This window comes from Pseudomonas sp. Pse35 (assembly GCF_024519715.1).
In the GTDB taxonomy this organism is placed as follows: domain Bacteria; phylum Pseudomonadota; class Gammaproteobacteria; order Pseudomonadales; family Pseudomonadaceae; genus Aquipseudomonas; species Aquipseudomonas paracarnis.
In genome coordinates, this window is the sequence record NZ_JALJRP010000005.1 from 20,164 (window position 1) to 45,937 (window position 25,774).

Below are 25,774 nucleotides of genomic sequence, written 5' to 3' on the forward strand. Positions count from 1 at the left end.
ATGAACGAGTGGCGTATCGGGTGCCTCAAAGGCTTGGGGCTGTTGTTGAGCGGCCTTTTACTGGCAGCGCCGGCAAGTGCTGCGAACTGCCGCCTGTCCCTGAGCCAGCCCATCATCGATTACGGCCTGCTTCGCCCAGGCGAACAGCTCGAAAATCGGGGTGCTTCGCTGGGAAAGCGTATGGTACGTCTGAACGTGATCTGCGTGGAGGCTGCGGTGATTGCGCTACGTTTTCAAGGCGTGCCGGCCAATGAGACTGGCTACAGGTTTGGACGCCAGGGTTTTTTCAACCTGACGCTTCAGCATCCTCAACTCGACGGTAAACCCATCGAGTTAGCGCAATGGCACAACCCTACCGAACGGGACGCCCAGCTACGCCCAGGCCAATCTCTGGTAGTGCTGGTCGGCGGAGTCCCTGCCAGAGGCCACGCTTTTTCGGCGCAGGTGCAAGTAGACACCTGGCTATCGAGCGCAGCCACTGCTGTTGGCAATAAAACCACATACGAGGGCAATGGGCGTTTCGAGCTGGTGTCCGGTGGCTGAGTCCTCAGGCAGGTGATCCATGGCTGCCGATGAAGTTTGCCAGCTCGGCAGATTGCGGATGTGCAAACAGCACTTTCGGATCGCCCACTTCATGCACCTTTCCCTGGTGCATGAACACCAACTTATCCCCAACCTCCCGGGCAAAACGCATCTCGTGGGTCACCATGATCAGGGTCATGCCGTCTTTAGCCAGTTGGCGCACCACGCTGAGCACTTCATTGACCAGCTCCGGGTCCAGGGCCGATGTGATTTCATCGCACAGCAGCACTTTGGGTGACATGGCCAGTGCGCGGGCAATGGCGACTCGCTGTTGCTGGCCACCGGACAGTCGATCAGGGAAAGCGTTGAACTTCTCGCCCAGGCCTACCCTTTCCAGCATCTGCTTTGCCAACTGCACCGCTTTGGCCTTTGGCACTTTCTGCACCACTTGCGGCGCCAGCATCACGTTCTCGCCCACGGTCAGGTGCGGGAACAGATTGAATTGCTGGAACACCATGCCGACCTTCTGCCGCAGGCTGCGCAGGTCGGCGCGGGCCGCGTCGAGGTATTCACCATCGACTTCGATGACGCCGTCGTTGATCGACTCCAGACCATTGAGGGTGCGCAGCAAGGTGGACTTGCCCGAGCCGCTGCGGCCGATGATTGCCACCACCTGGCCTTCGTCCACCGTCAGGTCGATGCCCTTGAGCACGTGGTGATCGCCGTAATATTTATGCAGGGCAGAAATTCTAAGCAGAGGCATGCAGTCTCCTTTCCAGGTAGCGCGCACTGAGGGACAAGGGGTAGCAAAGCAGGAAGTAACCGAGGGCCACCAGGCCATAGACCATGAAGGGTTCGAAGGTGGCGTTGGCGAGCATGCCGCCCGTCTTGGTCAGTTCGGTGAAGCCGATGATCGAGGTCACGGCGGTGCCTTTGACCACCTGCACCGAGAAGCCCACTGTCGGCGCGACAGCAATACGTAGCGCCTGGGGCAAGATCACGTAGCGCAGTTGTTCAAGCGGGTTGAGGGCCAGGCTGGCCGAGGCTTCCCATTGGCCGTGGGCAATTGAGTCGACGCAGCCGCGCCATATTTCAGCCAGGTAAGCGCTGGTAAACAGGGTCAACGCAATCGCCGCTGCCAGCCAGGGCGATATGTCCACGCCGAGCAGGGCAACGCCGAAAAACACCAGGAACAGCTGCATCAGCAGTGGCGTGCCCTGGAACAGTTCGATATAGGCGCGGGCAATGTTGCGTGGGAACGCTTTGCGGCTGATGCGCAGGGTCATCACCAGTAAGCCGATCAGGCCGCCGCCCACAAACGCCACTAGTGATAGCAGCAGCGTCCATTGCAGGCCGGTAAGCAGGTTGCGCACGATGTCCCAGAACGAAAAATCACTCATCGGCTGTTCCTCATGACAAACCGTCGGCCGATCCAGTTGAGCAACTGGCGAATCATCAGCGCCATGCACAGGTACACCAGGGTGGTCAGGGCATAGGTTTCAAAGGCCCGGAAATTACGCGACTGGATAAAGTTGGCGGCAAAGCTCAGCTCTTCAGTCGCGATCTGCGAACACACCGCCGAGCCGAGCATCACGATGATGATCTGGCTGCTCAGGGCTGGCCACACCTTGCCCAGGGCTGGTAGCAACACCACATGGCGGAACGCCTCGAAGCGCGTCATTGCCAGCGCCGCGGCCGCTTCCAGTTGCCCCCGTGGGATGGCCTGGATACCCGCACGTATGATCTCGGTGGAGTACGCCCCCAGGTTGATCACCATCGCCAGCACGGCGGCTTGCCATTCAGTGATTTTCAACCCCAGGGACGGCAGACCGAAGAAGATAAAGAACAGTTGCACCAGGAACGGCGTGTTGCGGATCAACTCGACATACACACCAAAGAGCCACGCAAACGGCTGGATCTTCCACGCCCGTACCACGGCGCCGACAGTGCCCAGTGCCACGCCGAGGAGGGCGCCAATGGCCGTCAGCTCAAGGGTGAACAGCGCGCCACGCAGGAGCAGGTCGGTATTGGCCAGCACCGGCACAAAGTCGAATTGATAGGCCATCGTTGAGCTCCGCGTCAGAGGTCGGCAGGCAGCGGTTCTTTGAGCCACTGCATGGCGTTTTTCTCCAGGCTACCGTCAGCCTTGGCTGCGACCAGGATCTGGTTGACCTTTTCCAACAGCGCCGGCTCGTTCTTGTTCACGCCCACGTATACCGGCGAGTCCTTGAGCTTCACCTTCAGCGCGGGTACGCGTTTGGGGTTGCGTTCGCTGATGGCCACCATGACCACGTTGCCGCTGGCGATCAAGTCGACCTGGCCGGCCAGGTAGGCGGCGATAGTGGAATTGTTGTCTTCAAAGCGCTTGATCGTGGCTTCCTTGGGCGCTACCGCTGTCAGCTCGATGTCCTCGATGGCGCCACGGGTCACGCTAATGGTCTTGCCCTTGAGGTCGTCGAGGCTGGCGATGGCGGCGTCAGGCGGCCCAAACACGGCGAGGTAGAACGGCGCGTAGGCGCTGGAGAAGTCGATGACCTTTGCGCGCTCGGGGTTCTTGCCCAGGCTGGAAATCACCAGATCGACCTTGCCGGTGGTGAGAAACGGGATGCGGTTGGTGCTGTTCACCGGGGTCAGTTCCAGCTTGACCTTGAGTTGGTCGGCCAGCAGTTTGGCGGTGTCGATGTCCAGGCCACGGGGTTGCATGTCAGGGCCGACCGAGCCAAACGGCGGAAAGTCCTGGGGGACGGCAACCTTCAGCGTGCCACGAGCGACGATGTCATCCAGACCATTCGCCTGGGCGGGTGCCTGGCTCAGCATCAGGCTGGCAAACAGGGCAGTGAGCAGGGCGCTGTAGCGCTTGGTCATGGCAACTCTCCGAAAAAGGCGAAGGAATTTTCTGAGTTTGCCCAGTGCACAGCCCATGCCAGCACCGTTCGGATCGTCTGCAAGGCTGATGTTTATTGAGATGCACAGGTCTTACTGGTCTGAACAGTTGCCAGGGTTTTCGCACCCTTTTCGAGCGCTCACAAAAAGCTGCGAGCCCCTTTGGGGCGTGGCTTGCAGCCGGCCATAAATAGTTTTACAACGGGTCACGCAGCTATCGGGAACCTGTGCTTTTTATGAATTCCATTGCCCAAGCCGTACCGGAAGCGGCCTTGCAGGCCATCCGCAAACTCATCAAGGAGCAAGGCTTCGGGCCGGGCGATGCGTTACCGTCCCAGCGCGACCTGGCCCTGCAATTGGGGGTGAGCCGGGCTTCGTTGCGTGAGGCGCTGTCATCGCTTAGCGCCTTGGGCGTGGTCAGTGTGCAGCCGGGCAAGGGCGTGTTCGTGCAGGACGTGCAAGAAGCGCCCGGGTTTGCCTGGCCCTTCGCGGCGCAGGCTACGCCGCCGGATATCTTCCAGCTGCGCTACGCATTGGAGGGGTTTGCGGCGGGGTTGGCAGCAATGACACTGACCATCGAGGCGCTGGACAGCCTGGAGGATAATGTCGAAGCCATGCACAGAGTGCTCAAGGCGCGTGACTTCGAAGCGGCCGCTCGCCTGGACTTCGAATTTCACCAGTGCATTCTGCTGGCCAGCGGTAACCAGGCAATGGTGAGTATCCTCAGTGCCAGTGCCGAGGTGTTTTTGGAGAGTCAGAAACTACCGTTCATCCGGCCGGAGCGGGCCATGGAAACCTGGCAGGAACATCGCAGGATCCTGCGTGCCCTGGCCCGCCGCAACAGTACGACGGCGCAGAAAACCATGCAGGAACATATACGTAATGCTGCGTTGCGCACGGGCATTGCGTTCGTGACGCCCGTTACGTCGTGAGTGGGGTCATACCCACACTCATTCAACTTCATAGCAAGACTCAATCAGACGCGGCTTCCTGAACAGGGGAAGGGCGGCTATGATGGGCAACGTTTTTTTTGCTTACAATCCGGAGACATCCATGAGCAACGATCTTATCAAGCACGTCACCGACGCGACCTTTGAGGCCGAAGTACTCAAGGCTGCCGGCCCGGTGCTGGTTGACTACTGGGCTGAATGGTGCGGCCCTTGCAAAATGATCGCTCCGGTCCTGGACGACATTGCAACCACCTACGAAGGCAAGCTGACCGTTGCCAAGCTGAACATCGACGACAACCAGGAAACTCCGGCCAAGCATGGCGTACGTGGTATTCCTACGCTGATGCTGTTCAAGAACGGCAATGTTGAAGCGACTAAAGTGGGCGCGCTGTCGAAGTCCCAGCTGCAAGCTTTCCTCGACGCGAACATCTAAGCGTCGTCAAAAAAGCCCCGCAAATAGCGGGGCTTTTTCGTAAAGCAGGGCTAGACGCTCCGAAATCCAGGTGGTACATTCGGCCCCGCAGTGGTTTCTCCACTGCCCCCTGCAAGCCGTCGCCGACGCATTCCTTTTCGATTAGTACGCGATCCTGTCGCCTTCTCTGCGGCGCGGCCTCATTAAGCCAAAAGCTTAATTTCCCCCCTCCATAAATGATTACGTCATTCCTATATGAATCTGACTGAACTCAAGCAAAAGCCGATTACCGACCTGCTCCAATTGGCCGAAGAAATGGGCATAGAAAATATGGCCCGTTCGCGCAAGCAGGACGTGATTTTCTCCCTGCTCAAGAAGCACGCGAAAAGCGGCGAGGAAATCTCCGGTGATGGCGTGCTGGAGATCCTCCAGGACGGCTTCGGCTTCCTCCGCTCTGCAGACGCGTCCTATCTCGCCGGCCCAGACGATATCTACGTCTCGCCGAGCCAGATCCGTCGCTTCAACTTGCGCACTGGTGACACCATCGTTGGCAAGATCCGTCCTCCGAAGGAAGGCGAGCGTTACTTCGCCCTGCTCAAGGTCGACACGATCAACTTCGACCGCCCAGAGAACGCGAAAAACAAGATTCTCTTCGAGAACCTGACCCCGCTGTTCCCGACCGTGCGCATGAAGATGGAAGCCGGTAACGGCTCCACCGAAGACTTGACCGGTCGTGTGATCGATCTCTGCGCTCCGATCGGCAAAGGCCAGCGTGGCCTGATCGTCGCACCGCCGAAAGCCGGCAAGACCATCATGCTGCAGAACATCGCCGCGAACATTGCACGTAACAACCCTGAAGTTCATCTGATCGTGTTGTTGATCGATGAGCGTCCGGAAGAAGTGACCGAAATGCAGCGCACCGTGCGCGGCGAAGTGGTTGCCTCGACGTTCGATGAGCCGCCAACCCGCCACGTGCAGGTTGCCGAAATGGTGATCGAAAAGGCCAAGCGCCTGGTCGAGCACAAGAAAGACGTGGTGATCCTGCTCGATTCCATCACGCGTCTGGCCCGTGCCTACAACACCGTGATCCCGAGCTCCGGCAAGGTGCTGACCGGTGGTGTCGATGCCCACGCCCTGGAGAAACCAAAGCGTTTCTTCGGCGCTGCGCGGAACATCGAAGAAGGCGGCTCGCTGACCATTATCGCCACCGCGCTGGTTGAAACCGGCTCGAAGATGGACGAAGTGATCTACGAAGAGTTCAAGGGTACCGGCAACATGGAACTGCCTTTGGACCGCCGCATCGCTGAAAAGCGTGTGTTCCCCGCGATCAACATCAACCGCTCCGGCACCCGCCGCGAAGAGTTGCTGACCGCAGACGACGAACTGCAGCGTATGTGGATCCTGCGCAAGCTGCTGCACCCGATGGACGAAGTCGCGGCCATCGAGTTTCTGATCGACAAGCTGAAAACCACCAAGACCAACGACGAGTTCTTCCTGTCGATGAAACGCAAGTAATACAGCGTTTCAGGTCCAAAAAAATGGCGTCCTTAATGGGGCGCCATTTTTTTTGCGTCGAGATTCTGCGATTTTTGTGGCATAAGTATCCGTTAAGTAACAAAAATTGACGCGTGACTTCGCTCATCCCTTTCGTCGCAGACTGACCACATTCTTATGACCACCCTTGCTTACCGCAGAGACATCGATGGCCTGCGTGCCATTGCTGTCCTTGCAGTCGTGTTGTTCCACTTTGGTGTCCCTGGCATTACTGGCGGTTTTGTTGGCGTTGACGTCTTCTTCGTCATCTCAGGTTTCCTGATCACGTCAATTATCTGGCGTGAGCGTCAAGCTGGACGCTTCAGCTTCATCGACTTCTGGGCTCGTCGAGCCCGGCGTATCTTGCCGGCCCTGTTTGTGATGATCGCCGCGACACTGGCAGTGGGTTGGTTCCTGTTGGCGCCCAAGGACTATGAGGAGTTAGGGCGGTCTGCGCACTATCAGGTGACCTTTACGTCGAACCTGTTGTTCTCGCGTCAGCATGGCTACTTTGATGCCTCATCCGACATCAAGCCCTTGCTGCATACCTGGTCGCTTGCAGTAGAAGAGCAGTTCTATATTTTCTTCCCATTGCTGCTGACGTTGTTTTCCAGTCGGTTGAAGCACTGGCGCCTGGCATTGTTCGCGGTACTGTTGGTGTCGTTTGGCATGAGCGTCTGGGCGGTTCAGCATGAGCCGCAGAAAGCCTTCTTCCTGTTGCACCTGCGGGCCTGGGAACTACTGGCCGGTGCAATGCTGGCGGTGCAGCCCAAGCGTGAATGGCGCGCCTCGCCGGCCTTGGCTCAAGGGGTCAGCCTGGCTTCCCTGGCATTGATCCTCATCGCTGTGCTGGGCTACGACGCGAAAACGCCGTTCCCAGGTGCGACCGCGTTGTTGCCCGTGCTGGGGGTGGTCGGGTTGATCTGGGCCAACGGCCAGCAACAGACCTGGGTCGCTCGCCTGTTGGGCACACGGATCATGGTGGGTATCGGGCTGATCTCTTATTCCTGGTACCTCTGGCACTGGCCGGTGTTCGTGTACGCCAACTATGCCGCGGTGGATGGCTTGAGCGCGCTGGAGCTGGCGGGGCTGATGCTGCTTTCGCTGGTGCTGGGCTATCTGTCCTGGCGCTTCGTGGAAACGCCGTTCCGGGAAAAACGTTTGCTGGCTTCGCGTAAGGCGATTCTGGCGTCAGCCATGGTCGGCATTCTGGGGCTGGGCTTCACTGGCCTTGCGATACGCGAAGCTGACGGCGTGCCTTCGCGCTTGTCCGAACAGGCGTTGCGTTTTGCCCAGGCCAAGAAGTGGAGCCCTGACCTGCTGGCGTGCATGGCCGACAAAGATACGCCCGATGAACGCTTGTTCTGCCATTTCGGCCCGAAAGGCCAATCTGTTTCAGCGCTGGTATGGGGCGACAGTCACGCCACTGCGCTGATACCCGCACTTAAAGAGGGCGCTGATCGCCACGATATCAGCCTGGTCGAAGCCAGTTTTGCCGGCTGTATTCCCCTCGATGGCCTGGAGAATATTGCCCGCTGCGCGCATTTCAATCGTCGCGTCGAGAAGGCCATGTCCGAGCAGGCTTTCAGCGATGTGGTGTTGGCCGCCCGCTGGAGCCTGTATGTGTACGGGCAAATGTCCGGTGACAAGGAGCATGCGCTCAAAGACCCGGGCACCGGCCAGTATGTGCGTGCCGTCGCCGAACAACGCTTTGCCCAGGGCTTGCGCGAGCGCATCCAGGGCTTGCGCGCTGCCGGGCACAAGGTCTGGCTGGTCAAGGAAGTGCCGCTGCAGGAAATCATCGTACCTTACCGTCTCAGCCGCCTGGCCATGATGAACCGCCCCGTGGACGGTGAAGGGCTCGCCGTGGCCGAGCATGTAAAGCGCCAGGCCTTTATCACGCACTTGTTTGATGAGTTGGCGGCGGCCGACAGCGGTGTCGCGGTGCTGGACCCTGCACCTTTGCTGTGTGGCACCGACGGTGTATGCCGGGTCGAACTCAATGGCCGAGCGCTGTATACCGACGATAACCACCTTTCAGACGTCGGCGCGCGACACATCGAAGCCTTCCTGGAGCCGTTGTTCAGTTCGTTGCAATCACGCGGATTGACGGCCAATTAAGCTGCCAGCCGCCCTCAGAGCAGGTAGGATGTACGCCTATTTTACGGGTGGCATGGTTAATGAAATTCAAGGATCTTCGGGATTTCGTGCAGCAACTTGAGCAGCGCGGAGAGTTGAAACGTATCCAGATGCCGATTTCTCCGGTGCTGGAAATGACTGAGATTTGCGACCGCACCTTGCGCAACAAGGGCCCGGCGCTGTTGTTCGAAAACCCGACCGGCTTCGATATTCCGGTGCTGGGCAACCTGTTCGGCACTCCCGAGCGCGTGGCCTTTGGCATGGGCGCCGAGTCCGTCAGCGAACTGCGCGAGATCGGCAAGCTGCTGGCTTTTCTCAAGGAGCCCGAGCCGCCCAAGGGCTTGAAGGACGCCTGGTCCAAGCTGCCGATCTTCCGCAAGATCATTGCCATGGCCCCCAAGGTGGTCAAGGACGCGGTGTGCCAGGAAGTGGTCATTGAGGGCGACGATGTCGACCTGGCCATGCTCCCGGTGCAAACCTGCTGGCCCGGCGACGTCGGCCCGCTCATCACCTGGGGCCTGACCGTCACCAAAGGCCCGAACAAGGACCGCCAGAACCTCGGTATCTACCGTCAGCAAGTCATTGGCCGTAACAAAGTGATCATGCGCTGGCTGAGCCACCGTGGCGGCGCCCTCGACTTCCGTGAGTGGTGCGAAAAGCATCCCGGCAAGCCGTTCCCGGTATCCGTGGCCCTGGGTGCCGACCCGGCGACCATCCTCGGCGCGGTCACGCCCGTACCTGACAGCCTCTCCGAGTACGCTTTCGCCGGTTTGTTGCGCGGTAATCGCACGGAGCTGGTGAAGTGCCGCGGTAATGACCTGCAAGTGCCGGCCACCGCTGAAATCATTCTTGAAGGCGTGATTCACCCAGGTGAAATGGCCGATGAAGGCCCGTACGGCGACCACACCGGTTACTACAACGAAGTCGACAGCTTCCCGGTGTTCACCGTCGAGCGCATCACCCATCGGGTCAAGCCGATCTACCACAGCACCTACACGGGTCGTCCGCCCGATGAGCCCGCCATCCTCGGCGTGGCGCTCAACGAAGTGTTCGTGCCGATCCTGCAAAAGCAATTCCCGGAGATCACCGACTTCTACCTGCCGCCCGAGGGCTGTTCGTATCGCATGGCCATCGTCACCATGAAGAAGTCGTATCCGGGGCATGCCAAGCGGGTAATGCTCGGTGTGTGGTCGTTTTTGCGACAGTTCATGTACACCAAGTTCGTTATCGTCACCGACGACGACATCAATGCCCGGGACTGGAACGACGTGATCTGGGCCATCACCACGCGCATGGATCCCAAGCGCGACACGGTGATGATCGACAACACGCCCATCGACTACCTCGACTTCGCGTCGCCGGTATCGGGCCTTGGCTCAAAGATGGGCCTGGATGCCACGCACAAATGGCCGGGCGAAACCACGCGTGAGTGGGGCCGGGTGATCGTCAAGGATGAAGCCGTCACGGCGCGGGTCGATGCGATCTGGAAAGAATTGGGAATAGATTGATGCGTGTAACCCTGCAACCTTCCGGTGCTGTGCTGGAACTGGCCCCTGGCGAGCGAATCCTCGAAGGTGCCCGTCGCCTGGGCTATGAGTGCCCTCAGGCCTGTCGCAATGGCGTGTGCCATGTCTGCGCGGCGTTGCTGGTGGAAGGCCGGGTACGCCAAGCCGGGGAAGTGCGCGATCATGGTGAGTTCTACACCTGTATCGCCGAGCCCCTGGAGGATTGTGTGGTGCTGTGGGATGGCGTTCTGGCGCCGGGAGAGTTGCCGTTGCGCAAATTGTCGTGCCAATTGATCGAGTGTGCGCAAGTGGGTGGCGATGTGTGGCGCGTGCGCCTGCGTGCCCCGGCTGGCAAGGCGGTGCGTTATCACGCCGGGCAATACCTGATGATCGAGCGGGACAACGGCGAGAAGTCAGCGTTTTCCCTGGCCTCGGCGCCCCATGCCGGGCGTGAGTTGGAGTTGCATGTACTGGCACGGGAAGCCAGCGCGCGCAGCCTCATCGAACAGTTGCAGCGTAACCAGATGGCGCGCGTCGAGCTGCCGTTTGGCGACACTCACCTGGCTGAACTGCCAGACGGGCCACTGGTACTGATGGCCGCCGGCACCGGCATGGCGCAGATGAACAGTCTGATCGAGCATTGCCGCGCTTCAGGTTTCAAGCACCCGGTGCATCTGTATTGGGGCGTGCGTCTGCCGGAAGATTTCTACGAAATCGAGCATTGGGATCAATGGCTGCAATTACCCAACCTGTTCCTGCACAAAGTCGTCAGCGATCTGTGTGGTTGGGAAGGGCGCTGTGGTTTGCTGCATGAGGCAGTGTGCGAAGACATTGCCGACCTCAATAGCGTGCACGTCTACGCCAGCGGTTCGCCGGCGATGATCTACGGCACGCTGGACGCACTGGTCAACGCCGGCATGGATGCGCACCGGATGCGCGCCGACGTCTTCGCCTACGCCCCAAGGCCCTGAAGCCTTGCGCTGAATAATGTAGGAGCAGGCAAGTCAGCTCCCACAGGGGACAGTGTCGTGTCAGAAGCGCACGCCAGTTGTCACCATTGCCGCGTTGAACCCGAGCAACACCAACTCCGCCGCCACCGGCCCGTAATGCGCGCCCACCGACGGAATGATCACCGGCGCCACACCGAATCGGTTCAACGGGATCTTGTCGCGGTACTCGCCGCGATAGCCCTGAAGCAGCCCGCCGGTCAATTTTGCATACACCGGATACTCCGCCAGGTCATAGCGCTTGCCCGCATAGGCGTAGTACGAGCGCTGGCGGAACGAGTTGCGAAAAGTCACCCCACCATACAACAGCCCCGATGCCTCGTTGCGTTCCAGGCCGATCAAGCCCTGCTTGTTGTTGTGCTCCGGGTCGGGTGCGAAGTGCCGGGTGTAGACACTGGTCTGGGCGTACCAGAAGCCTTTGTCGTCGTTGGCGAGTGGGGTTTCGCTCGCCAGCGCGGTGGTGGCTTGGGCCAGGAACAACAGCCCAGGCAATCGAAATTTTTTCATGGGGCGACCTCGATAGTCGATGTAATGAACGGCTAAGTGGGTCGTTATGTGCGCGCTAGTTTGACGGCATGGCGCCCGCCCAGGCTGAACCGGGGCTGACAGTAGCGGGATTAACCGTCCAGATCCTGACGAGTGGCGGCGTTGATTAATGCCCAGTGGCACTTTTTCGCCGTACGGTTACAGCGCTGCGTTTTATTACGGTAAAGTCGCTCACAACTGGTAACACACAGGAGGCGCACCGCTTTTCGCCATGACCGCCATTGAAACCGATCTTCTGCAATTGGCTTACCCTCCGCGGCTCGATCTGGGGCCGCAACTCACTCACGAACAATTGATGAGCTCGATGCAAGCCACCATGGCTCGGCACAAGGGTGGGCCGGTGTGGCTGTTTGCGTATGGTTCGCTGATCTGGCGCCCTGAATGCTCGTCGACCGAGCGGGTGCGTGCACGGGTTCACGGTTATCACCGTGGCCTGTATTTGTGGTCACACGAGCATCGCGGTACGCCGGAGCTGCCGGGGTTGGTGTTCGGGCTGGATCGCGGTGGTTCCTGCAGCGGGTTTGCCTACCGCTTGCCGGAGGACCAGTTGGAGGCCTCGCTGTATGCCCTGTGGCAACGCGAGATGCCTTACCCCTCGTACCGGCCGCACTGGCTCAGCTGCCGATTGGAAGATGGCAGCACCGTGCAGGCGTTGGGGTTTGTGTTGGAGCGGCACTTGCCTAGCTATGCCGGCAACTTGCCCGATATCGTGCTTAATCACGTACTGCAAAGCGCTTGCGGGCGTTACGGTACCACTCGCGATTATGTCGAGCAGACCGTGAACGCCCTGCGTAGCCACGCCATGCCAGATAAAAACCTGGAGGCGCGGCTCAAGCGTTGTGCCAAGGACTGCCTGGGTGGTTAACGCGCCGAGCTGACACTGTTGGTGTGCCACAGTGTAGGGATCAGGAACGCGATCGCCAGTACGCACGCACCAATCAGCAGCACGAAACCACCGTCCCAGCCGAAATGGTCGACCGTGTAGCCCATGGCCGCACTTGCCGCTACCGAACCGCCCAGATAACCGAACAAACCGGTGAAGCCCGCTGCGGTGCCGGCGGCCTTCTTCGGAGCCAGTTCCAGTGCCTGCAGGCCGATCAGCATCACCGGGCCGTAGATCAGGAAGCCGATGGAGAACAGCGCAATCATGTCGATGATCGGGTTGCCCGGCGGGTTGAGCCAGTAAACCAGAGTGGCCACTGTCACCAGGGCCATGAACACGATACCGGTCAGGCCGCGGTTGCCACGGAAGATCTTGTCCGACATCCAGCCGCACAGCAGCGTGCCCGGGATACCTGCCCACTCGTAGAAGAAGTACGCCCAGGACGACTTATCGACCGTGAAGTGCTTGGCTTCTTTCAAGTAGGTCGGCGCCCAGTCCAGTACGCCGTAGCGCAGCAGATAGACAAACACGTTGGCGAAGGCGATGTACCACAGCATTTTGTTGCGCAGCACGTACTTGACGAAGATTTCCTTGGCGCTGAATTCGTCTTCGTGGCTGGCATCGTAGCCTTCCGGGTAATCGTTCTTGTACTGCTCGATAGGCGGCAGGCCCACCGATTGCGGGGTGTCGCGCATGGTGATGAAGGCAAACGCCGCCACCGCCAGGGCCACGGTGGCCGGCACGTAGAACGCCGCATGCCAGTCGTTGAACCAGGCCATGCCCAGCAGGAACAGCGGGCCGATCAGGCCGCCGCCGACGTTGTGTGCCACGTTCCACACCGACACCACACCGCCGCGTTCTTTCTGCGACCACCAGTGCACCATGGTCCGCCCACTTGGCGGCCAGCCCATGCCCTGGGCCCATCCGTTGATGAACAGCAAAATGAACATCATGGTCACGCTGGACGTTGCCCAAGGCGCGAAACCGAAAATGAACATCACCCCCGCCGAAACCAGCAGGCCAAAGGGCAGGAAATAGCGTGGGTTGGAGCGGTCGGACACCAGGCCCATGAGGAACTTGGACAAGCCGTAGGCAATCGCAATCGCCGACATTGCCAGGCCCAGTTCACCGCGGGTGTAACCCTCGTCGATCAGGTAGGGCATGGCCAGGGAGAAGTTTTTACGCAGCAGGTAGTAACCGGCGTAACCAAAGAAAATACCCGCGAAGATCTGCCAGCGCAGCCGTCGGTAGGTACTGTCTATTTTTTCTTCAGGCAAGGGCGCCTGGTGTGCGGCAGGACGAAAGAAAGCAAACATTCAAGAGCTCCAAATTTCTTGTTTTGACTGCGGATGCGAATGTTACAGTTTCGTTACCGAAAATAGCATCGCCTCTTATCTGCAAACACAGGAAACGAGAGCAATTGCATGTTCTTTTACGAACATGTCGCCTATAGATAAGTGATGGTCGTGGTTAGGTCCTAAGACCGCGAAGTAACTACTGTGGGAGCTGGCTGGCCTGCGATGACGGTCTTTCAGCTTCATCTGTAGCAGCTGACTCACCGCTGTCGCAGGCAAGCCAGCTCCCACATGGATTGCATTTCAGGTGTGTTATCGGGTTTGGACAACTATTTTACCCACTGCCTTGCGCTGCCCCAGATCATTGATCGCCTTTGCGGCCTGTTCCAGCGGATACACCTGTGACACCAACGGCTTCAACTTGCCCTCGCCATACCACGTGAACAACTGCTGAAAATTCGCCGCGTTATCCTGCGGCTGGCGCTGGGCAAACGAGCCCCAGAACACCCCGACCACCGCTGCGCCCTTGAGCAGCGCCAGGTTCACCGGCAGTTCAGGAATACGCCCACTGGCGAACCCCACCACCAGCAGCCGCCCATTCCAGGCGATCGAACGAATGGCCTGGTCAAACAGGTCGCCACCCACCGGGTCGTAGATAACATCGGCGCCATTGCCATCGGTCAGGCGCTTGACCTCATCCTTGAGGCTGGCTTCGCTGTAGTTAATCAGCTCATCGGCGCCAGCGGCCTTGGCCACTGCGAGCTTGTCGGCGCTGCTGGCGGCGGCAACCACCCGGGCGCCCATGGCCTTACCAATCTCCACGGCGGCCAGGCCCACGCCGCCGGACGCACCAAGCACCAGCAAGGTCTCGCCGGGTTGCAGGTTGGCGCGTTGTTTCAGCGCATGCATGGAGGTGCCGTAGGTCATGCTGAAGGCGGCGGCGGTGTTGAAATCCATGCTCGGCGGGATCGGCAGCACGTTATAGCCGGGCACCGCGACCTGCTCGGCAAAGCTGCCCCAGCCGGTCAGCGCCATCACACGGTCACCGACTTTCAGATGGCTGACTTTCTCACCCACTTCACTGACCACGCCTGCCGCTTCGCCACCGGGTGAGAACGGAAAGGGCGGCTTGAACTGGTATTTGCCTTCGATGATCAGGGTGTCCGGGAAATTCACCCCGGCCGCGTGCACGTCCAACAGGATTTCGTTCTTCTTGATCGCCGGGCTGGCGATCTCTTCCAGCACCAGGGTTTCGGCGGGGCCGAAGGCTTTGCACAGCACAGCTTTCATCGGACTATTCCTTTTGGCGTCGTGGCCGATAAGTGTAGGAGGGAACGCCCGTGGGTCAACGAGCATGCCCGCGCCTGATAAGCCCCCATAAGCTTGTGCTCAGCCTTGCTAGCGTTATGCTACCCGGCAACCGAATTCGAGGAATGAACTGTGAAAGCGTGGATCCTGTTGATGCTTGCCCTGACGTTGCCGATGGCAGCCCAGGCCGAAGAAGCCAAGGAAGGCGAGGCGCCGAAAGTCAGCTACATCAGCCTGACGCCGCCGTTCGTGGGCAATTACGGCCTGGATGGCACGGCCAAGCTCAAGGTCTACAAGGCCGACATTGCTCTGCGCGTGACCGGTGATGAGGCGGCGAAGTTGGTCAAGGCCAACGACCCGTTGATTCGCAACCAACTGGTCGCGCTGTTTACCCAGCAGACCAACGAGACCATGAGCAGTGTGGAAGGGAAGGAAAAGCTGCGTCAGGAAGCGTTGAAGCAAACGCAGCAGGTGATGAACGATGAAACCGGCAAGCCAGTGGTAGAAGACCTGCTGTTCAACAACCTGATCATCCAGTAAGTCGCTGCGCGACTATCGCGGGCAAGCCCGCTTTCACAGGGGCTCGCATTCCAGTGTGGGAGCGGGCTTGCCCGCGAAGAGGCCCTGACAGGCACCGCAAGAAGCCAGTATCCATTAAAGCAACTGCAGGACCGCTGCCCACTGCTCCGGTGTGACTGCCATGACCGAAAGCCGGCTGCCCTTTTGCACCAGCGGCATTTCAGCCAGTGCAGTTTGCTGCTTCAGATAGCCAAGGCTTAGCACCTTGGGGAAGGTCTGCACGTGGGCGACATCGATCGCGCTCCACGGGTTTTTCTCCGGGGTGGCCTTGGCGTCGAAATAGTGGCTTTCTGGTTCCAGCGCAGTGGGGTCCGGATAGGCGGCCCGAGTGATTTTGCCGATGCCGGCAATCCCTGGCTCCGGGCAACTGGAGTGGTAGAAGAAAAACTCGTCGCCCACGGCCATGGCGCGCAAAAAGTTGCGGGCCTGATAGTTGCGTACCCCGTCCCAGCGCGCTTCGCCGAGCTTTTCCAGGCCTTTGATAGAGAGTTCGTCGGGCTCGGATTTCATCAGCCAGTAGGCCATTGTTGGGCTCCTGAAAAAGGCATTGGGCAAGTTGTCGGGCAATTGCGTGACAAACCGACAGTCGGTTGGCGTCAAGGTTTGCGTGTTGGTTCACGTTACCGCAGAATGCGCGCTTTTAAGCTTGACGCAGCTGCAACGGACTACTTTGGAACGTTGTTGTCATCGTGTACGAGGTGCCTGAAAGGGGGGCAATCGATGCAACGTAAGCCGGATTTACTATGGATTTTGGTTATTTTGTTTGGTCTGGGCGTCGTGACCACCGGTTATGCCCAGAGCCTGTGGTCGAACAAGACCGATGCACCGGTTGAACTGGCTCAGCAGCAGCCACAACCGTTCAAGCGTTAACTCAAGCATTCACCAAGGCGCCGCTGTTTCCAGCGGCGTTTGTGCGTCATACCACTGCGTATCAGTCACCGTCCCCGCCAACGGCACATCCCAACTCGCCTGCGCCAGGCGTTCGACTTTCTGGCATTCATGGGCCAGCCCCAGCAGCGTTGGCTTGCGCCAGCTCTGGCGGCGGGCAAGATAGGCCAGGCTGCGATCGTAGAACCCGCCGCCCATGCCCAGGCGCCCACCCACATCGTCGAACCCCACCAGCGGCAATAACACCAGGTCCAGCGCCCAGACCTGGCGCTGACGATGGGCATTGACCCGTGGTTCAAGGATGCGAAAGCGGTTTGGCAGCAACTTATCCCCAGGTCGTACACGCTGGAACACCATCTTGGTGCGCGGCCAGGCGCTGAGCACCGGCAGGTAAGTGGCTTTGCCGCGGCGCTGGGCCGCACGCAGCAGCAGGCGCGGATCGATTTCACCGTCCGTGGGCAGATATAAAGAGATATGTTTGGCCCGGCGAAACAGCGGGTGCTGTGCCAGTTGCCGGTACACACCCTGAGCGGCCTGGCGCTGCTCGCTTGGCGTGAGGGCGCGGCGGGCCTTGCGCAACATGCGTCGAAGTTGCGGACGAGATAGCGGCGCAGGTTCGGTCATGATTTTCGGCTCATAAAACAATGCCAGTCCGGGGACTGGCATTGAGTTTGGGAATTCAGGCTCCCCGACAGAGCCGCTGTCGACTTAGCCCTTGAACCCGAAAGTTCAAGGTGGAAGAAGCAGTAGGCTTTAAGGCTTTCCGTCTAGCGGACATGCACACCAGCCCAACGTGCAACTTCCAGGGTAGTGCGAATCGGCTCAGGGACATCGCCGACTGGCAAACACGCCAGGGAGTGGGGCGAGTATACCTTAAACCCGCTCGGCAATCAGCCCTTGGGTGTGTCTGAATCGGTGGAAAGCGCCAGATCCACGCGATCGAGCAGGTCACGCACCTGCTCGCGCGTCGAACCACTGGCCTGTACGTCAGGGCGCTCCTGCTTATGCAGCAGGTCGTGGGTGATATTCAGCGCGGCCATCACAGCGATGCGGTCGGCGCCGATCACTTTGCCGCTGCTGCGGATTTCGCGCATCTTGCCGTCCAGGTAGCGGGCAGCGCTCACCAGGTTGCTGCGTTCTTCCTGGGGGCAGATGATCGAATATTCTTTGTCGAGGATCTGCACGGTAACGCTATTGCTTGAACTCATGAGTCTTGCTCCAGGGCCTTCAGGCGCGAAATCATCGATTCGACCTTACGCCGGGCGATTTCGTTTTTTTCAATGAGGTGAGCGCGTTCCTCGCGCCAGGTCTTTTCCTGAGCTAATAGGAGTCCGTTTTGACTCTTAAGTTGCTCGACCCGATCAATTAGCAGTTCGAGTCTGGCCATCAGCGCTTGCAGGTCGGTGTCTTCCATTGGGTTCCACTGGATTTGTCTGATGAATGGCAACTGCAGGATAAACGATCTGACGCCCTCGATAGTCTTGGTACGTCTGCCGGTGCTAGGATACAGCGCTCCATTCTAGACATTGCGCCGTCTGGCGCCTAGCTCACCATGCCCATTCAGAATTCCCCGTACGATGCTTTTTCCAAACTGCTGAGCACCAGCGGCCACCCTTGCTCGCCTGCCGAACTGCACGGCGTGCTGTTGGGCCGCAGTTGCACCGGTGTGGGCTTTGATGCCGACAACTGGCTGGCCGATGTGGCCGAGTTGCTGGAAACCGAACCCACCGAGAACGTGCGCAATGCGTTGATCGGCCTGCAAGAGATGGTCAAGGGCGAGTTGACCGGTGACGACGTCACCGTGGTCCTGCTGCTGCCGACCGATGACGCGCCGCTTACCGAGCGCGCTGCTGCCCTGGGCCAATGGTGCCAGGGTTTCCTCCACGGTTTCGGCGTGAATGCCGGCGGCCTGGAGCTGAGCACCGACGCCAAGGAAGTGCTGCAGGACCTGGCGGCGATCTCACAGGTGCAAGATGCCCTGGAAGAGTCCGAAGATGGCGAAGGCGACTACATGGAAGTCATGGAATACCTGCGCGTCGCGCCGTTGCTGCTGTTCACCGAGACCAAGAAGTCCGCTGAGCCGGTCGCTGCCAAGCCGTCGTTGCACTAAAGAAAGGAAGCCCATCTGCCCATGATTCATATCCCCAAAGCGGAATACACCCGTCGCCGCAAGGCGCTCATGGCGCAGATGGAACCCAACAGCATCGCGATCCTGCCGGCCGCCGCCGTGGCCATCCGCAACCGCGATGTCGAGCATGTTTACCGCCAGGACAGCGATTTCCAGTACCTGAGCGGTTTCCCCGAGCCCGAAGCGGTGATCGTGCTGATGCCCGGTCGCCAGCACGGCGAGTACGTGCTGTTCTGCCGCGAGCGCAATGCCGAGCGCGAATTGTGGGACGGCCTGCGTGCGGGCACCGAGGGCGCGATTCGCGACTTTGGCGCGGATGACGCCTTCCCCATTACCGATATCGACGACATCCTGCCCGGCCTGATCGAAGGTCGCGACCGCGTGTACTCGGCCATGGGCAGCAATGCCGAGTTCGACCGGCACGTGATGGAGTGGATCAACGTGATCCGTTCCAAAGCACACCTGGGCGCCCAGCCGCCGAACGAATTCGTTGCCCTGGATCATTTGCTCCACGATATGCGCCTGTATAAATCGGCGGCAGAAGTGAAGGTGATGCGCGAGGCAGCGCGAATTTCCTGTGCGGCCCATGTGCGGGCGATGCAGGCCAGCCGTGCCGGCCTGCATGAGTTCAGCCTGGAGGCCGAGCTGGATTACGAGTTTCGCAAAGGCGGTGCGAAAATGCCGGCCTACGGCTCCATCGTCGCCGCCGGGCGCAACAGCTGCATCCTGCATTACCAGCAGAATGACGCAGTGCTCAAGGACGGCGACCTGGTGCTGATCGACGCCGGGTGTGAGATCGATTGCTACGCCAGCGATATCACCCGTACCTGGCCGGTCAACGGCAAGTTTTCGCCCGAGCAAAAGGCGATCTACGAGATTGTGCTGGCCTCCCAGGAAGCCGCCTTCAAGCAGATCGCGCCGAACAAACATTGGAACCAGGCCCATGAGGCGACCGTGCAGGTCATCACCGCGGGCCTGGTGAAGCTGGGGTTGTTGCAAGGTGACGTTGACGAGTTGATCGCCAGCGAAGCCTACCGCGCCTTCTACATGCACCGTGCCGGCCACTGGCTGGGCATGGATGTGCATGATGTGGGCGAGTACAAAGTGGGCGGTGAATGGCGCGTGCTGGAAGTGGGCATGGCCTTGACCGTGGAGCCGGGCATCTATATTTCCCCGGACAACCAGAACGTGGCAAAAAAATGGCGTGGCATTGGCGTGCGCATCGAGGACGACGTGGTAGTGACCAAGCAAGGCTGTGAAATCCTGACTGGCGGCGTGCCCAAGACCGTTGCCGAGATCGAGGCGTTGATGGCGGCTGCCCGATGAGCCGGGTCAACCTGGCGATTATCGGCGGTGGCTTGGTGGGCGCCAGCCTGGCCCTGGCGTTGCAAGCGGGGGCCAAGGCGCGGGGTTGGAAGATCGTGCTGATCGAGCCCTTTGCACCGGGCGACAGTTACCAACCGAGCTACGATGCGCGCTCTTCCGCGCTGTCGTTTGGCGCGCGCCAGATTTACCAGCGGCTGGGCCTGTGGCATGCCATTTCCCGACGTGCGGAGCCGATCAAGAAGATCCATGTATCGGACCGTGGGCGCTTCTCCACCGCGCGTTTGTCCGCGATGGAGGAGGGCGTGCCAGCCCTGGGTTATGTGGTGGAAAACGCCTGGCTCGGCCAATGCCTGTGGCAAGGCTTGGACAAGGACGTGGTGAGCTGGCGCTGCCCGGCGGAAGTCACGCGCATGGAGCCTCTGCCCGATGGCTATCGCCTGACCCTCAACGATGAAACCGTGCTGGAATGCGACCTTGCGGTACTGGCCGATGGCGGCCGTTCCGGCCTGCGAGAGCAACTGGGCATTGGCGTGAAAACCCGGCCCTACAACCAGAGCGCGCTGATCGCCAACATCACCCCGAGCGAAGCGCACAATGGCGAGGCGTTCGAGCGCTTTACCGATGAAGGCCCCATGGCCTTGCTGCCGCTGCCGGACAACCGTTGCGCGCTGGTCTGGACCCGCATCGGCATGGACGCCCAGCGCTTGGCCAGCCTCGACGAGCGTAGCTTCCTGAGCGAACTGCAGGGTGTGTTCGGGTATCGCCTGGGCACCCTCAAGCAAGTGGGTGCCCGCCACCTGTACCCGTTGACCCTGGTGGAAGCCGAAGAGCAAGTGCGTTCGCACCTGGCGGTCCTCGGCAATGCCGCCCATAGCCTGCACCCGATTGCCGGGCAGGGGTTCAATCTGTCTCTGCGCGATGCCAATGCCTTGGCCGAAGCGCTGCTGGCCGGGCCTGCTGTGCCGGGTGACCTGGCGACTTTGCAAAGCTATCGCGAGCGCCAGCGCCTGGACCAGCAACTCACCGTAGGCTTCTCCGACCAGGTCACGCGCCTGTTTGGCAGTGCCCAACCGTTGGTGGCGCTGGGCCGCAATATGGGCTTGCTCGGCCTCGACCTGTTGCCACCAGCCAAACGCTGGTTCGCCCGCCAGGCCATGGGCCTGGGTACGCGTTCCGATGCGTAAGTGGCTAACCCAACGCGTGGGTAAGGCGCGGCTGTTGCGCTGGTTCCTCACCCTGTACCCGCCGTACCTCGGCGCCGGGGTGCGGGTGCAGGCACTGAGTGCCGACTTCCGGCATGCCAAGGTGCGCATGGGCCTGGGTTGGTACAACCGCAATTACGTCGGTACGCAATTTGGCGGCAGCCTGTATTCGATGGTCGATCCGTTCTACATGTTGCTGTTGATGGAAAACCTGGGCCGCGACTACATCGTGTGGGACAAGGCTGCGAGTATCGACTTCATCTCGCCGGGCAAAGGCCCGGTGTATGCCGAATTCTCCATCGACGACACTTTGCTCGATGAAATTTGGCGCCAGACCGCAGGTGGCGAGAAATATCTGCCCCACCTCAAGGTCGAGATTCATGACGGCTCCGGCACCCTGGTGGCGCGGGTCGACAAAACCCTTTATGTGCGGCGCAAGCCGCCAGCGAGACAGGCTTGAATATGGACATGCGCGCAGATGTGCTGATTGTCGGGGCCGGAATGGTCGGAAGCGCCCTGGCGCTGGCGTTGCAGGGCAGTGGCCTGCAGGTGCTGCTGCTCGACGGCAGCCCGTTGAGCGTCAAGCCGTTTGAACCGGCTGCGGCGTTTGAACCGCGGGTGAGCGCGCTGTCGGCGGCCAGCCAGCGCATTCTTGAGCGCCTGGGCGTGTGGGACGGCATCGTAGAGCGGCGTGCCAGCCCCTATGGCGAAATGCAGGTATGGGACGGCAGCGGCACTGGGCAGATCCACTTCTCGGCGGCCAGTGTGCATGCGGAGGTGCTTGGGCATATCGTCGAGAACCGCGTGGTGCAGGATGCCTTGCTCGATCGCCTGCATGACTGCGACCTCGGCCTGCTGGCCAATGCGCGCCTGGAACAGATGCGCCGATCCGGCGATGACTGGTTGTTGACCCTGGCCGACGGCCGCAAGCTGCGCGCGCCGCTGGTGGTGGCCGCCGACGGTGCCAACTCCGCTGTACGCCGCCTGACCGGTACACCTACCCGCGAATGGGATTACCTGCACAACGCCATCGTCACCAGCGTGCGCAGCAGTCAGCCGCACCAGCGCACCGCGTGGCAACGTTTCACCGACACCGGCCCGTTGGCGTTCCTGCCGCTGGTGCGCGATGGGCAGGAAGACTGGTGCTCGATTGTCTGGTCGACCACGCCCGCGGAGTCCGAGCGCTTGATGGCGCTGGATGATGAACGCTTCTGTCGGGAACTGGAGCGTGCCTTCGAGGGGCGCTTGGGCACGGTGGTCAGTGCCGACCCGCGAGTGTGCGTACCGTTGCGCCAGCGCCATGCCAAACGTTATGTGGCCGAAGGCCTGGCGTTGATCGGCGACGCCGCCCACGTCATTCACCCGTTGGCGGGGCAGGGCGTCAACCTGGGTTTCCTCGATGCAGCCGTGCTGGCCGAAGTGCTGTTGGCGGCGACCGAGCGCGGCGAGCGCCTGGCCGATGTGAAAGTGCTGAGCCGTTACGAGCGGCGCCGCATGCCCCATAACCTGGCGCTGATGGCGGCGATGGAAGGCTTTGAGCGCTTGTTCCAGGCCGATCAACTGCCGCTGCGCTGGTTGCGCAACGCGGGTTTGAAAATCGTCGACCAGCTGCCCGAAGCCAAAGCCGTGTTTGTGCGCCAGGCACTGGGATTGACTGGCGATCTCCCCGAACTCGCCAAACTCTGAACTGACAATACAACCCTCTGTGGGAGCCGGGCTTGCCCGCGATGAGGCCATCAGCTCCAGCGCATATTCTGGCTGTGCAACATCTGGTAACGCCTCCACCAAGCGTTACCAAATGTGAGTCCTTATCATTTGCCCTCCATTTGCAAATGAGAGACCGCACCCATGTTGGCACCCAAGCGCCTCCTGACTGCCCTGGCACTCACCCTGATCGGTAGCACCACCGTGCAGGCGGCCGACGAAGTCGTGGTCTACTCCTCGCGTATCGACGAACTGATCAAGCCCGTGTTCGACGCCTACACCAAAAAGACCGGCGTACAGGTCAAGTTCATCACCGACAAGGAAGCCCCGTTGATGCAGCGCATCAAGGCCGAGGGCGAGAACGCCACCGCCGACCTGCTGCTCACCGTTGACGCCGGCAACCTCTGGCAGGCCGAGCAGATGGGCATCCTGCAACCGTTCACCTCTCCTGTCATCGACAAAAATATTCCTCTGCAATATCGCTCATCGGCCCACGCCTGGACCGGTTTGAGCCTGCGTGCGCGAACGATCGCCTATTCCACCGACCGGGTAAAACCGGGCGACCTGACCACCTACGAAGCCCTGGCCGACAAGCAGTGGGAAGGCCGCCTGTGCCTGCGCACGGCGAAAAAAGTCTACAACCAGTCGCTGACCGCCACGTTGATCGAAACCCATGGCGCGGCCAAGACCGAAGAAATCATCAAGGGTTGGGTGAATAACCTCTCCACCGACGTGTTCTCCGATGACATCGCCGTGCTGGAGGCGATCAACGCCGGGCAGTGCGACGTGGGTATCGTCAACACCTATTACTACGGTCGCCTGCACAAGCAGAAGCCAGACCTGGCAGTGAAGTTGTTCTGGCCGAACCAGGGCGACCGCGGCGTGCATGTGAACCTCTCTGGCATCGGCCTGACCCAGCACGCACCGCACCCGGAAGCGGCCAAGGCGCTGGTGGAGTGGATGACCACGCCTGAGGCGCAGAAGATCTTCGCCGACGTCAACCAGGAATTCCCGGCCAACCCGGCGGTACCGCCATCGGCGGAAGTGGCGACCTGGGGCAAGTTCGTGGCCGATACCTTGCCGGTGGAAGTGGCAGGCAAGCGCCAGGCCGAAGCGATTCGCCTGATGGATCGCGCTGGCTGGAACTGAAGCTGCGCCGCTTAACTGTGGGAGCTGGCTTGCCCGCGATTGCATCACTTCGGTATCACTGATACACCGAGGTGCTTGTATCGCAGGCAAGCCAGCTCCCACATTGGTTAGTGGCCGCTTCAACATCTTTATTTTTCTGAGAGCTTTTCCTTGGCCCACCCCGCCCAACGTCGCTGGTACCTACCGGTTTTCAGCGTCGCCGCCCTGGTGCTGTTGCCGCTGAGCGTGCTGTTGCTGTCCTGGCAAAGCATCGACCCGCAGATCTGGTCGCACCTCTGGGACACTCAGATGCCCCGCTTGCTGGGCAACACCTTGACCCTGGTGCTCGGTGTCGGCCTGGGCGTGACGCTGCTGGGCGTCAGCCTGGCCTGGCTGACCAGCCTGTGCGAGTTCCCCGGGCGGCGCTGGCTCGACTGGGCACTGATGTTGCCCTTTGCAATCCCTGCCTATGTGCTGGCCTTCGTGTTTGTGGGCCTGCTGGATTTCGCCGGCCCGGTGCAAACCCTGTTGCGCGAGTGGTTCGGCACCGGGCTGCGTTTGCCGCGGGTACGCTCTACCAGCGGCGTGGTCATTGTGTTGGTGCTGGTGTTCTATCCCTATGTCTACCTGCTGGCGCGCAGCGCGTTCCTGGCCCAGGGCAAAGGCTTGATGGAAGCGGCGCGGGTGCTGGGGCAATCGCCATGGCAAGCGTTCTGGCGCGTGGCATTGCCAATGGCGCGACCAGCAATTGGTGCCGGTGTGGCCTTGGCGTTGATGGAGACGCTCGCGGATTTTGGTGCGGTCTCGGTGTTCAATTTCGACACCTTTACCACCGCAATCTATAAAACCTGGTACGGCTTTTTCAGCCTGTCCAGTGCCGCGCAACTGGCCAGCCTGCTGCTGCTGGTAGTGATGCTGGTGCTGTATGGCGAGCGACGTGCGCGCGGGGCCAGCCGACCGAGCAATGAGCGCCCACGGGGCAAGGCGTTGTACCACCTGCGCGGGTTCAAAGCCGTGGCGGCCAGCGCGTGGTGCAGCCTGGTCTTCGCCTGTGCGTTCGTGATTCCGATGCTGCAACTGGTGGCATGGTTCTGGCAACGTGGCCGCTTCGACCTGGATGAACGTTACACCGGGCTGATCGTGCATACCCTTTACCTGGGCGGTATCGCAGCGCTGATCACTGTCAGCGTGGCGCTGATACTGGCCTTTGCCAACCGTCTGGCGCCCACCCGGGCGATTCGCTCCGGTATCAGCCTGGCCAATGTCGGCTATGCCTTGCCAGGCTCGGTGCTGGCGGTGTCGATCATGCTGGCGTTCAGTTACCTGGACCGCGAGTTGGTGGTGCCGCTCTCCGGATGGCTGGGCGGGGCGGGCAAGCCTTTGCTGCTGGGCAGCCTGTCGGCACTGGTGCTGGCGTACCTGGTGCGGTTCCTGGCGGTGGCCTACGGGCCGCTGGAAAACAGCCTGGCGCGAATCCGTCCGTCACTGCCCGAAGCGGCACGCAGCCTTGGCGTGAGCGGCCCACGACTGTTTTGCAAAGTTTATCTGCCGTTATTGCTGCCGGGCACGTTGAGCGCAGCGCTGCTGGTGTTTGTGGATGTGCTCAAGGAAATGCCCGCCACCTTGCTGATGCGCCCGTTTGGTTGGGACACCCTGGCGGTCCGCATCTTTGAAATGACCAGTGAAGGCGAATGGGCGCGGGCGTCTTTGCCGGCGCTGACCCTTGTGCTGGTTGGCTTGTTGCCGGTCATCGGGCTGATTCGTCGCTCGGCTCGGCAAATCGGTTAGGTGCCAGTCCTACGGCTTGAGGCTACAATGCGCGGCATTCGGTGCGCT

General features: G+C 60.5%; 28 protein-coding genes and 1 other RNA gene. 17 read left to right on the plus strand and 12 right to left on the minus strand.

Features of this window, described 5'->3' with window-relative positions; all coding sequences use genetic code 11:
• Entirely contained in the window at positions 1-543 is a 543-nt protein-coding gene (locus OC445_RS05775) for a hypothetical protein (protein WP_181124099.1), read from the plus strand.
• Positions 544-547: 4 nt separating this feature from the next.
• On the opposite strand, the gene OC445_RS05780 is transcribed toward OC445_RS05775, so the two are convergent.
• The 4 genes from OC445_RS05780 to OC445_RS05795 are packed head-to-tail and all read right to left on the minus strand — an operon-like array spanning position 548 to position 3,387.
• Positions 548-1,285 (minus strand): amino acid ABC transporter ATP-binding protein, encoded by a 738-nt coding sequence (locus OC445_RS05780; RefSeq protein ID WP_181124100.1) that lies wholly within the window; start codon positions 1,283-1,285, stop codon positions 548-550.
• Positions 1,272-1,922, minus strand: coding sequence for an amino acid ABC transporter permease (locus OC445_RS05785; protein ID WP_034129023.1), 651 nt, complete (start codon positions 1,920-1,922; stop codon positions 1,272-1,274). The genes OC445_RS05780 and OC445_RS05785 overlap by 14 nt, the downstream gene beginning before the upstream one ends.
• Positions 1,919-2,587, minus strand: coding sequence for an amino acid ABC transporter permease (locus OC445_RS05790; RefSeq protein WP_054896001.1), 669 nt, complete (start codon positions 2,585-2,587; stop codon positions 1,919-1,921). Before OC445_RS05790 ends, OC445_RS05785 begins: the two co-directional genes overlap by 4 nt.
• Positions 2,588-2,601: 14 nt before the next feature.
• A complete protein-coding gene (locus OC445_RS05795; RefSeq protein ID WP_054896000.1) occupies positions 2,602-3,387 on the minus strand; it encodes a transporter substrate-binding domain-containing protein in 786 nt (261 codons plus the stop codon).
• 254 nt (positions 3,388-3,641) lie between these two features.
• Here OC445_RS05795 and OC445_RS05800 point away from each other — a divergent pair, with 254 nt between their 5' ends.
• The 6 genes from OC445_RS05800 to OC445_RS05825 all read left to right on the plus strand — a co-directional run bounded on the left by OC445_RS05800 (position 3,642) and on the right by OC445_RS05825 (position 10,915).
• Positions 3,642-4,337, plus strand: coding sequence for a FadR/GntR family transcriptional regulator (locus OC445_RS05800; protein ID WP_060763912.1), 696 nt, complete (start codon positions 3,642-3,644; stop codon positions 4,335-4,337).
• Positions 4,338-4,458: 121 nt separating this feature from the next.
• Complete coding sequence (trxA, locus tag OC445_RS05805) at positions 4,459-4,788, plus strand: thioredoxin TrxA (RefSeq protein ID WP_034129019.1); 330 nt, start codon at positions 4,459-4,461, stop codon at positions 4,786-4,788.
• Between the two features lie 234 nt (positions 4,789-5,022).
• Positions 5,023-6,282, plus strand: coding sequence for a transcription termination factor Rho (rho, locus tag OC445_RS05810; RefSeq protein WP_003176825.1), 1,260 nt, complete (start codon positions 5,023-5,025; stop codon positions 6,280-6,282).
• 156 nt (positions 6,283-6,438) lie between these two features.
• Entirely contained in the window at positions 6,439-8,421 is a 1,983-nt protein-coding gene (locus tag OC445_RS05815; RefSeq protein ID WP_198790957.1) for an acyltransferase family protein, read from the plus strand.
• Between the two features lie 59 nt (positions 8,422-8,480).
• Entirely contained in the window at positions 8,481-9,947 is a 1,467-nt protein-coding gene (gene ubiD / locus OC445_RS05820) for a 4-hydroxy-3-polyprenylbenzoate decarboxylase (RefSeq protein ID WP_003195329.1), read from the plus strand.
• On the plus strand, positions 9,947-10,915 hold the full coding sequence (locus tag OC445_RS05825) for a CDP-6-deoxy-delta-3,4-glucoseen reductase (protein WP_057975318.1): 969 nt from the start codon (positions 9,947-9,949) through the stop codon (positions 10,913-10,915). Before ubiD ends, OC445_RS05825 begins: the two co-directional genes overlap by 1 nt.
• Before the next feature lie 60 nt (positions 10,916-10,975).
• On the opposite strand, the gene OC445_RS05830 is transcribed toward OC445_RS05825, so the two are convergent.
• Positions 10,976-11,458: a hypothetical protein gene (locus OC445_RS05830; protein WP_057975319.1), complete on the minus strand. Its 483-nt coding sequence runs from the start codon at positions 11,456-11,458 to the stop codon at positions 10,976-10,978.
• Positions 11,459-11,708: 250 nt separating this feature from the next.
• Between OC445_RS05830 and OC445_RS05835 the strand changes: the two genes are divergently transcribed.
• Positions 11,709-12,362, plus strand: a complete 654-nt coding sequence (locus OC445_RS05835) for a gamma-glutamylcyclotransferase (RefSeq protein ID WP_014720416.1) — start codon at positions 11,709-11,711, stop codon at positions 12,360-12,362.
• Here the strand turns inward: OC445_RS05835 and glpT are convergent.
• Positions 12,359-13,696, minus strand: a complete 1,338-nt coding sequence (gene glpT, locus OC445_RS05840) for a glycerol-3-phosphate transporter (protein ID WP_198790958.1) — start codon at positions 13,694-13,696, stop codon at positions 12,359-12,361. The two genes, OC445_RS05835 and glpT, sit on opposite strands and share 4 nt — an antisense overlap.
• A 291-nt stretch (positions 13,697-13,987) precedes the next feature.
• The gene (locus OC445_RS05845) at positions 13,988-14,965 is read right to left on the minus strand and encodes an NADPH:quinone oxidoreductase family protein (protein WP_198790959.1); all 978 of its coding nucleotides are present in this window, start codon (positions 14,963-14,965) and stop codon (positions 13,988-13,990) included.
• Positions 14,966-15,115: 150 nt separating this feature from the next.
• On the opposite strand from OC445_RS05845, the gene OC445_RS05850 reads away from it, so the two are divergent.
• A complete protein-coding gene (locus tag OC445_RS05850) occupies positions 15,116-15,523 on the plus strand; it encodes a flagellar basal body-associated protein FliL (RefSeq protein WP_198790960.1) in 408 nt (135 codons plus the stop codon).
• Positions 15,524-15,637: 114 nt separating this feature from the next.
• Here the strand turns inward: OC445_RS05850 and OC445_RS05855 are convergent, their stop codons facing one another.
• On the minus strand, positions 15,638-16,087 hold the full coding sequence (locus OC445_RS05855) for an EVE domain-containing protein (protein ID WP_089041507.1): 450 nt from the start codon (positions 16,085-16,087) through the stop codon (positions 15,638-15,640).
• 195 nt (positions 16,088-16,282) lie between these two features.
• Here OC445_RS05855 and OC445_RS05860 point away from each other — a divergent pair, with 195 nt between their 5' ends.
• Positions 16,283-16,432, plus strand: coding sequence for a hypothetical protein (locus OC445_RS05860; protein ID WP_010207387.1), 150 nt, complete (start codon positions 16,283-16,285; stop codon positions 16,430-16,432).
• A 9-nt stretch (positions 16,433-16,441) separates the two neighbouring features.
• Here the strand turns inward: OC445_RS05860 and OC445_RS05865 are convergent, their stop codons facing one another.
• From OC445_RS05865 to OC445_RS05880, 4 genes are all read right to left on the minus strand, one after another.
• Positions 16,442-17,074: a 5-formyltetrahydrofolate cyclo-ligase gene (locus OC445_RS05865; RefSeq protein WP_054917082.1), complete on the minus strand. Its 633-nt coding sequence runs from the start codon at positions 17,072-17,074 to the stop codon at positions 16,442-16,444.
• Between the two features lie 57 nt (positions 17,075-17,131).
• A non-coding RNA gene (gene ssrS, locus OC445_RS05870) (6S RNA) lies at positions 17,132-17,310 on the minus strand.
• A 30-nt stretch (positions 17,311-17,340) separates the two neighbouring features.
• A complete protein-coding gene (locus OC445_RS05875; protein WP_054895993.1) occupies positions 17,341-17,658 on the minus strand; it encodes a cell division protein ZapA in 318 nt (105 codons plus the stop codon).
• Positions 17,655-17,864 (minus strand): TIGR02449 family protein, encoded by a 210-nt coding sequence (locus OC445_RS05880; RefSeq protein WP_003177365.1) that lies wholly within the window; start codon positions 17,862-17,864, stop codon positions 17,655-17,657. Before OC445_RS05880 ends, OC445_RS05875 begins: the two co-directional genes overlap by 4 nt.
• Before the next feature lie 138 nt (positions 17,865-18,002).
• On the opposite strand from OC445_RS05880, the gene OC445_RS05885 reads away from it, so the two are divergent.
• The 7 genes from OC445_RS05885 to OC445_RS05915 all read left to right on the plus strand — a co-directional run bounded on the left by OC445_RS05885 (position 18,003) and on the right by OC445_RS05915 (position 25,726).
• Positions 18,003-18,560, plus strand: coding sequence for a YecA family protein (locus tag OC445_RS05885; protein ID WP_054917081.1), 558 nt, complete (start codon positions 18,003-18,005; stop codon positions 18,558-18,560).
• A 21-nt stretch (positions 18,561-18,581) separates the two neighbouring features.
• Positions 18,582-19,904 (plus strand): Xaa-Pro aminopeptidase, encoded by a 1,323-nt coding sequence (gene pepP, locus OC445_RS05890; RefSeq protein ID WP_034129009.1) that lies wholly within the window; start codon positions 18,582-18,584, stop codon positions 19,902-19,904.
• Entirely contained in the window at positions 19,901-21,088 is a 1,188-nt protein-coding gene (gene ubiH / locus OC445_RS05895; protein WP_198790961.1) for a 2-octaprenyl-6-methoxyphenyl hydroxylase, read from the plus strand. The genes pepP and ubiH overlap by 4 nt, the downstream gene beginning before the upstream one ends.
• Complete coding sequence (locus OC445_RS05900; RefSeq protein WP_198790962.1) at positions 21,081-21,566, plus strand: DUF4442 domain-containing protein; 486 nt, start codon at positions 21,081-21,083, stop codon at positions 21,564-21,566. The genes ubiH and OC445_RS05900 overlap by 8 nt, the downstream gene beginning before the upstream one ends.
• Before the next feature lie 8 nt (positions 21,567-21,574).
• A complete protein-coding gene (locus OC445_RS05905; protein ID WP_198790997.1) occupies positions 21,575-22,792 on the plus strand; it encodes a 2-octaprenyl-3-methyl-6-methoxy-1,4-benzoquinol hydroxylase in 1,218 nt (405 codons plus the stop codon).
• Between the two features lie 162 nt (positions 22,793-22,954).
• On the plus strand, positions 22,955-23,959 hold the full coding sequence (locus OC445_RS05910) for an extracellular solute-binding protein (RefSeq protein ID WP_014720404.1): 1,005 nt from the start codon (positions 22,955-22,957) through the stop codon (positions 23,957-23,959).
• 150 nt (positions 23,960-24,109) lie between these two features.
• A complete protein-coding gene (locus OC445_RS05915; RefSeq protein ID WP_020301817.1) occupies positions 24,110-25,726 on the plus strand; it encodes an ABC transporter permease in 1,617 nt (538 codons plus the stop codon).
• Positions 25,727-25,774 lie beyond the last annotated feature (48 nt).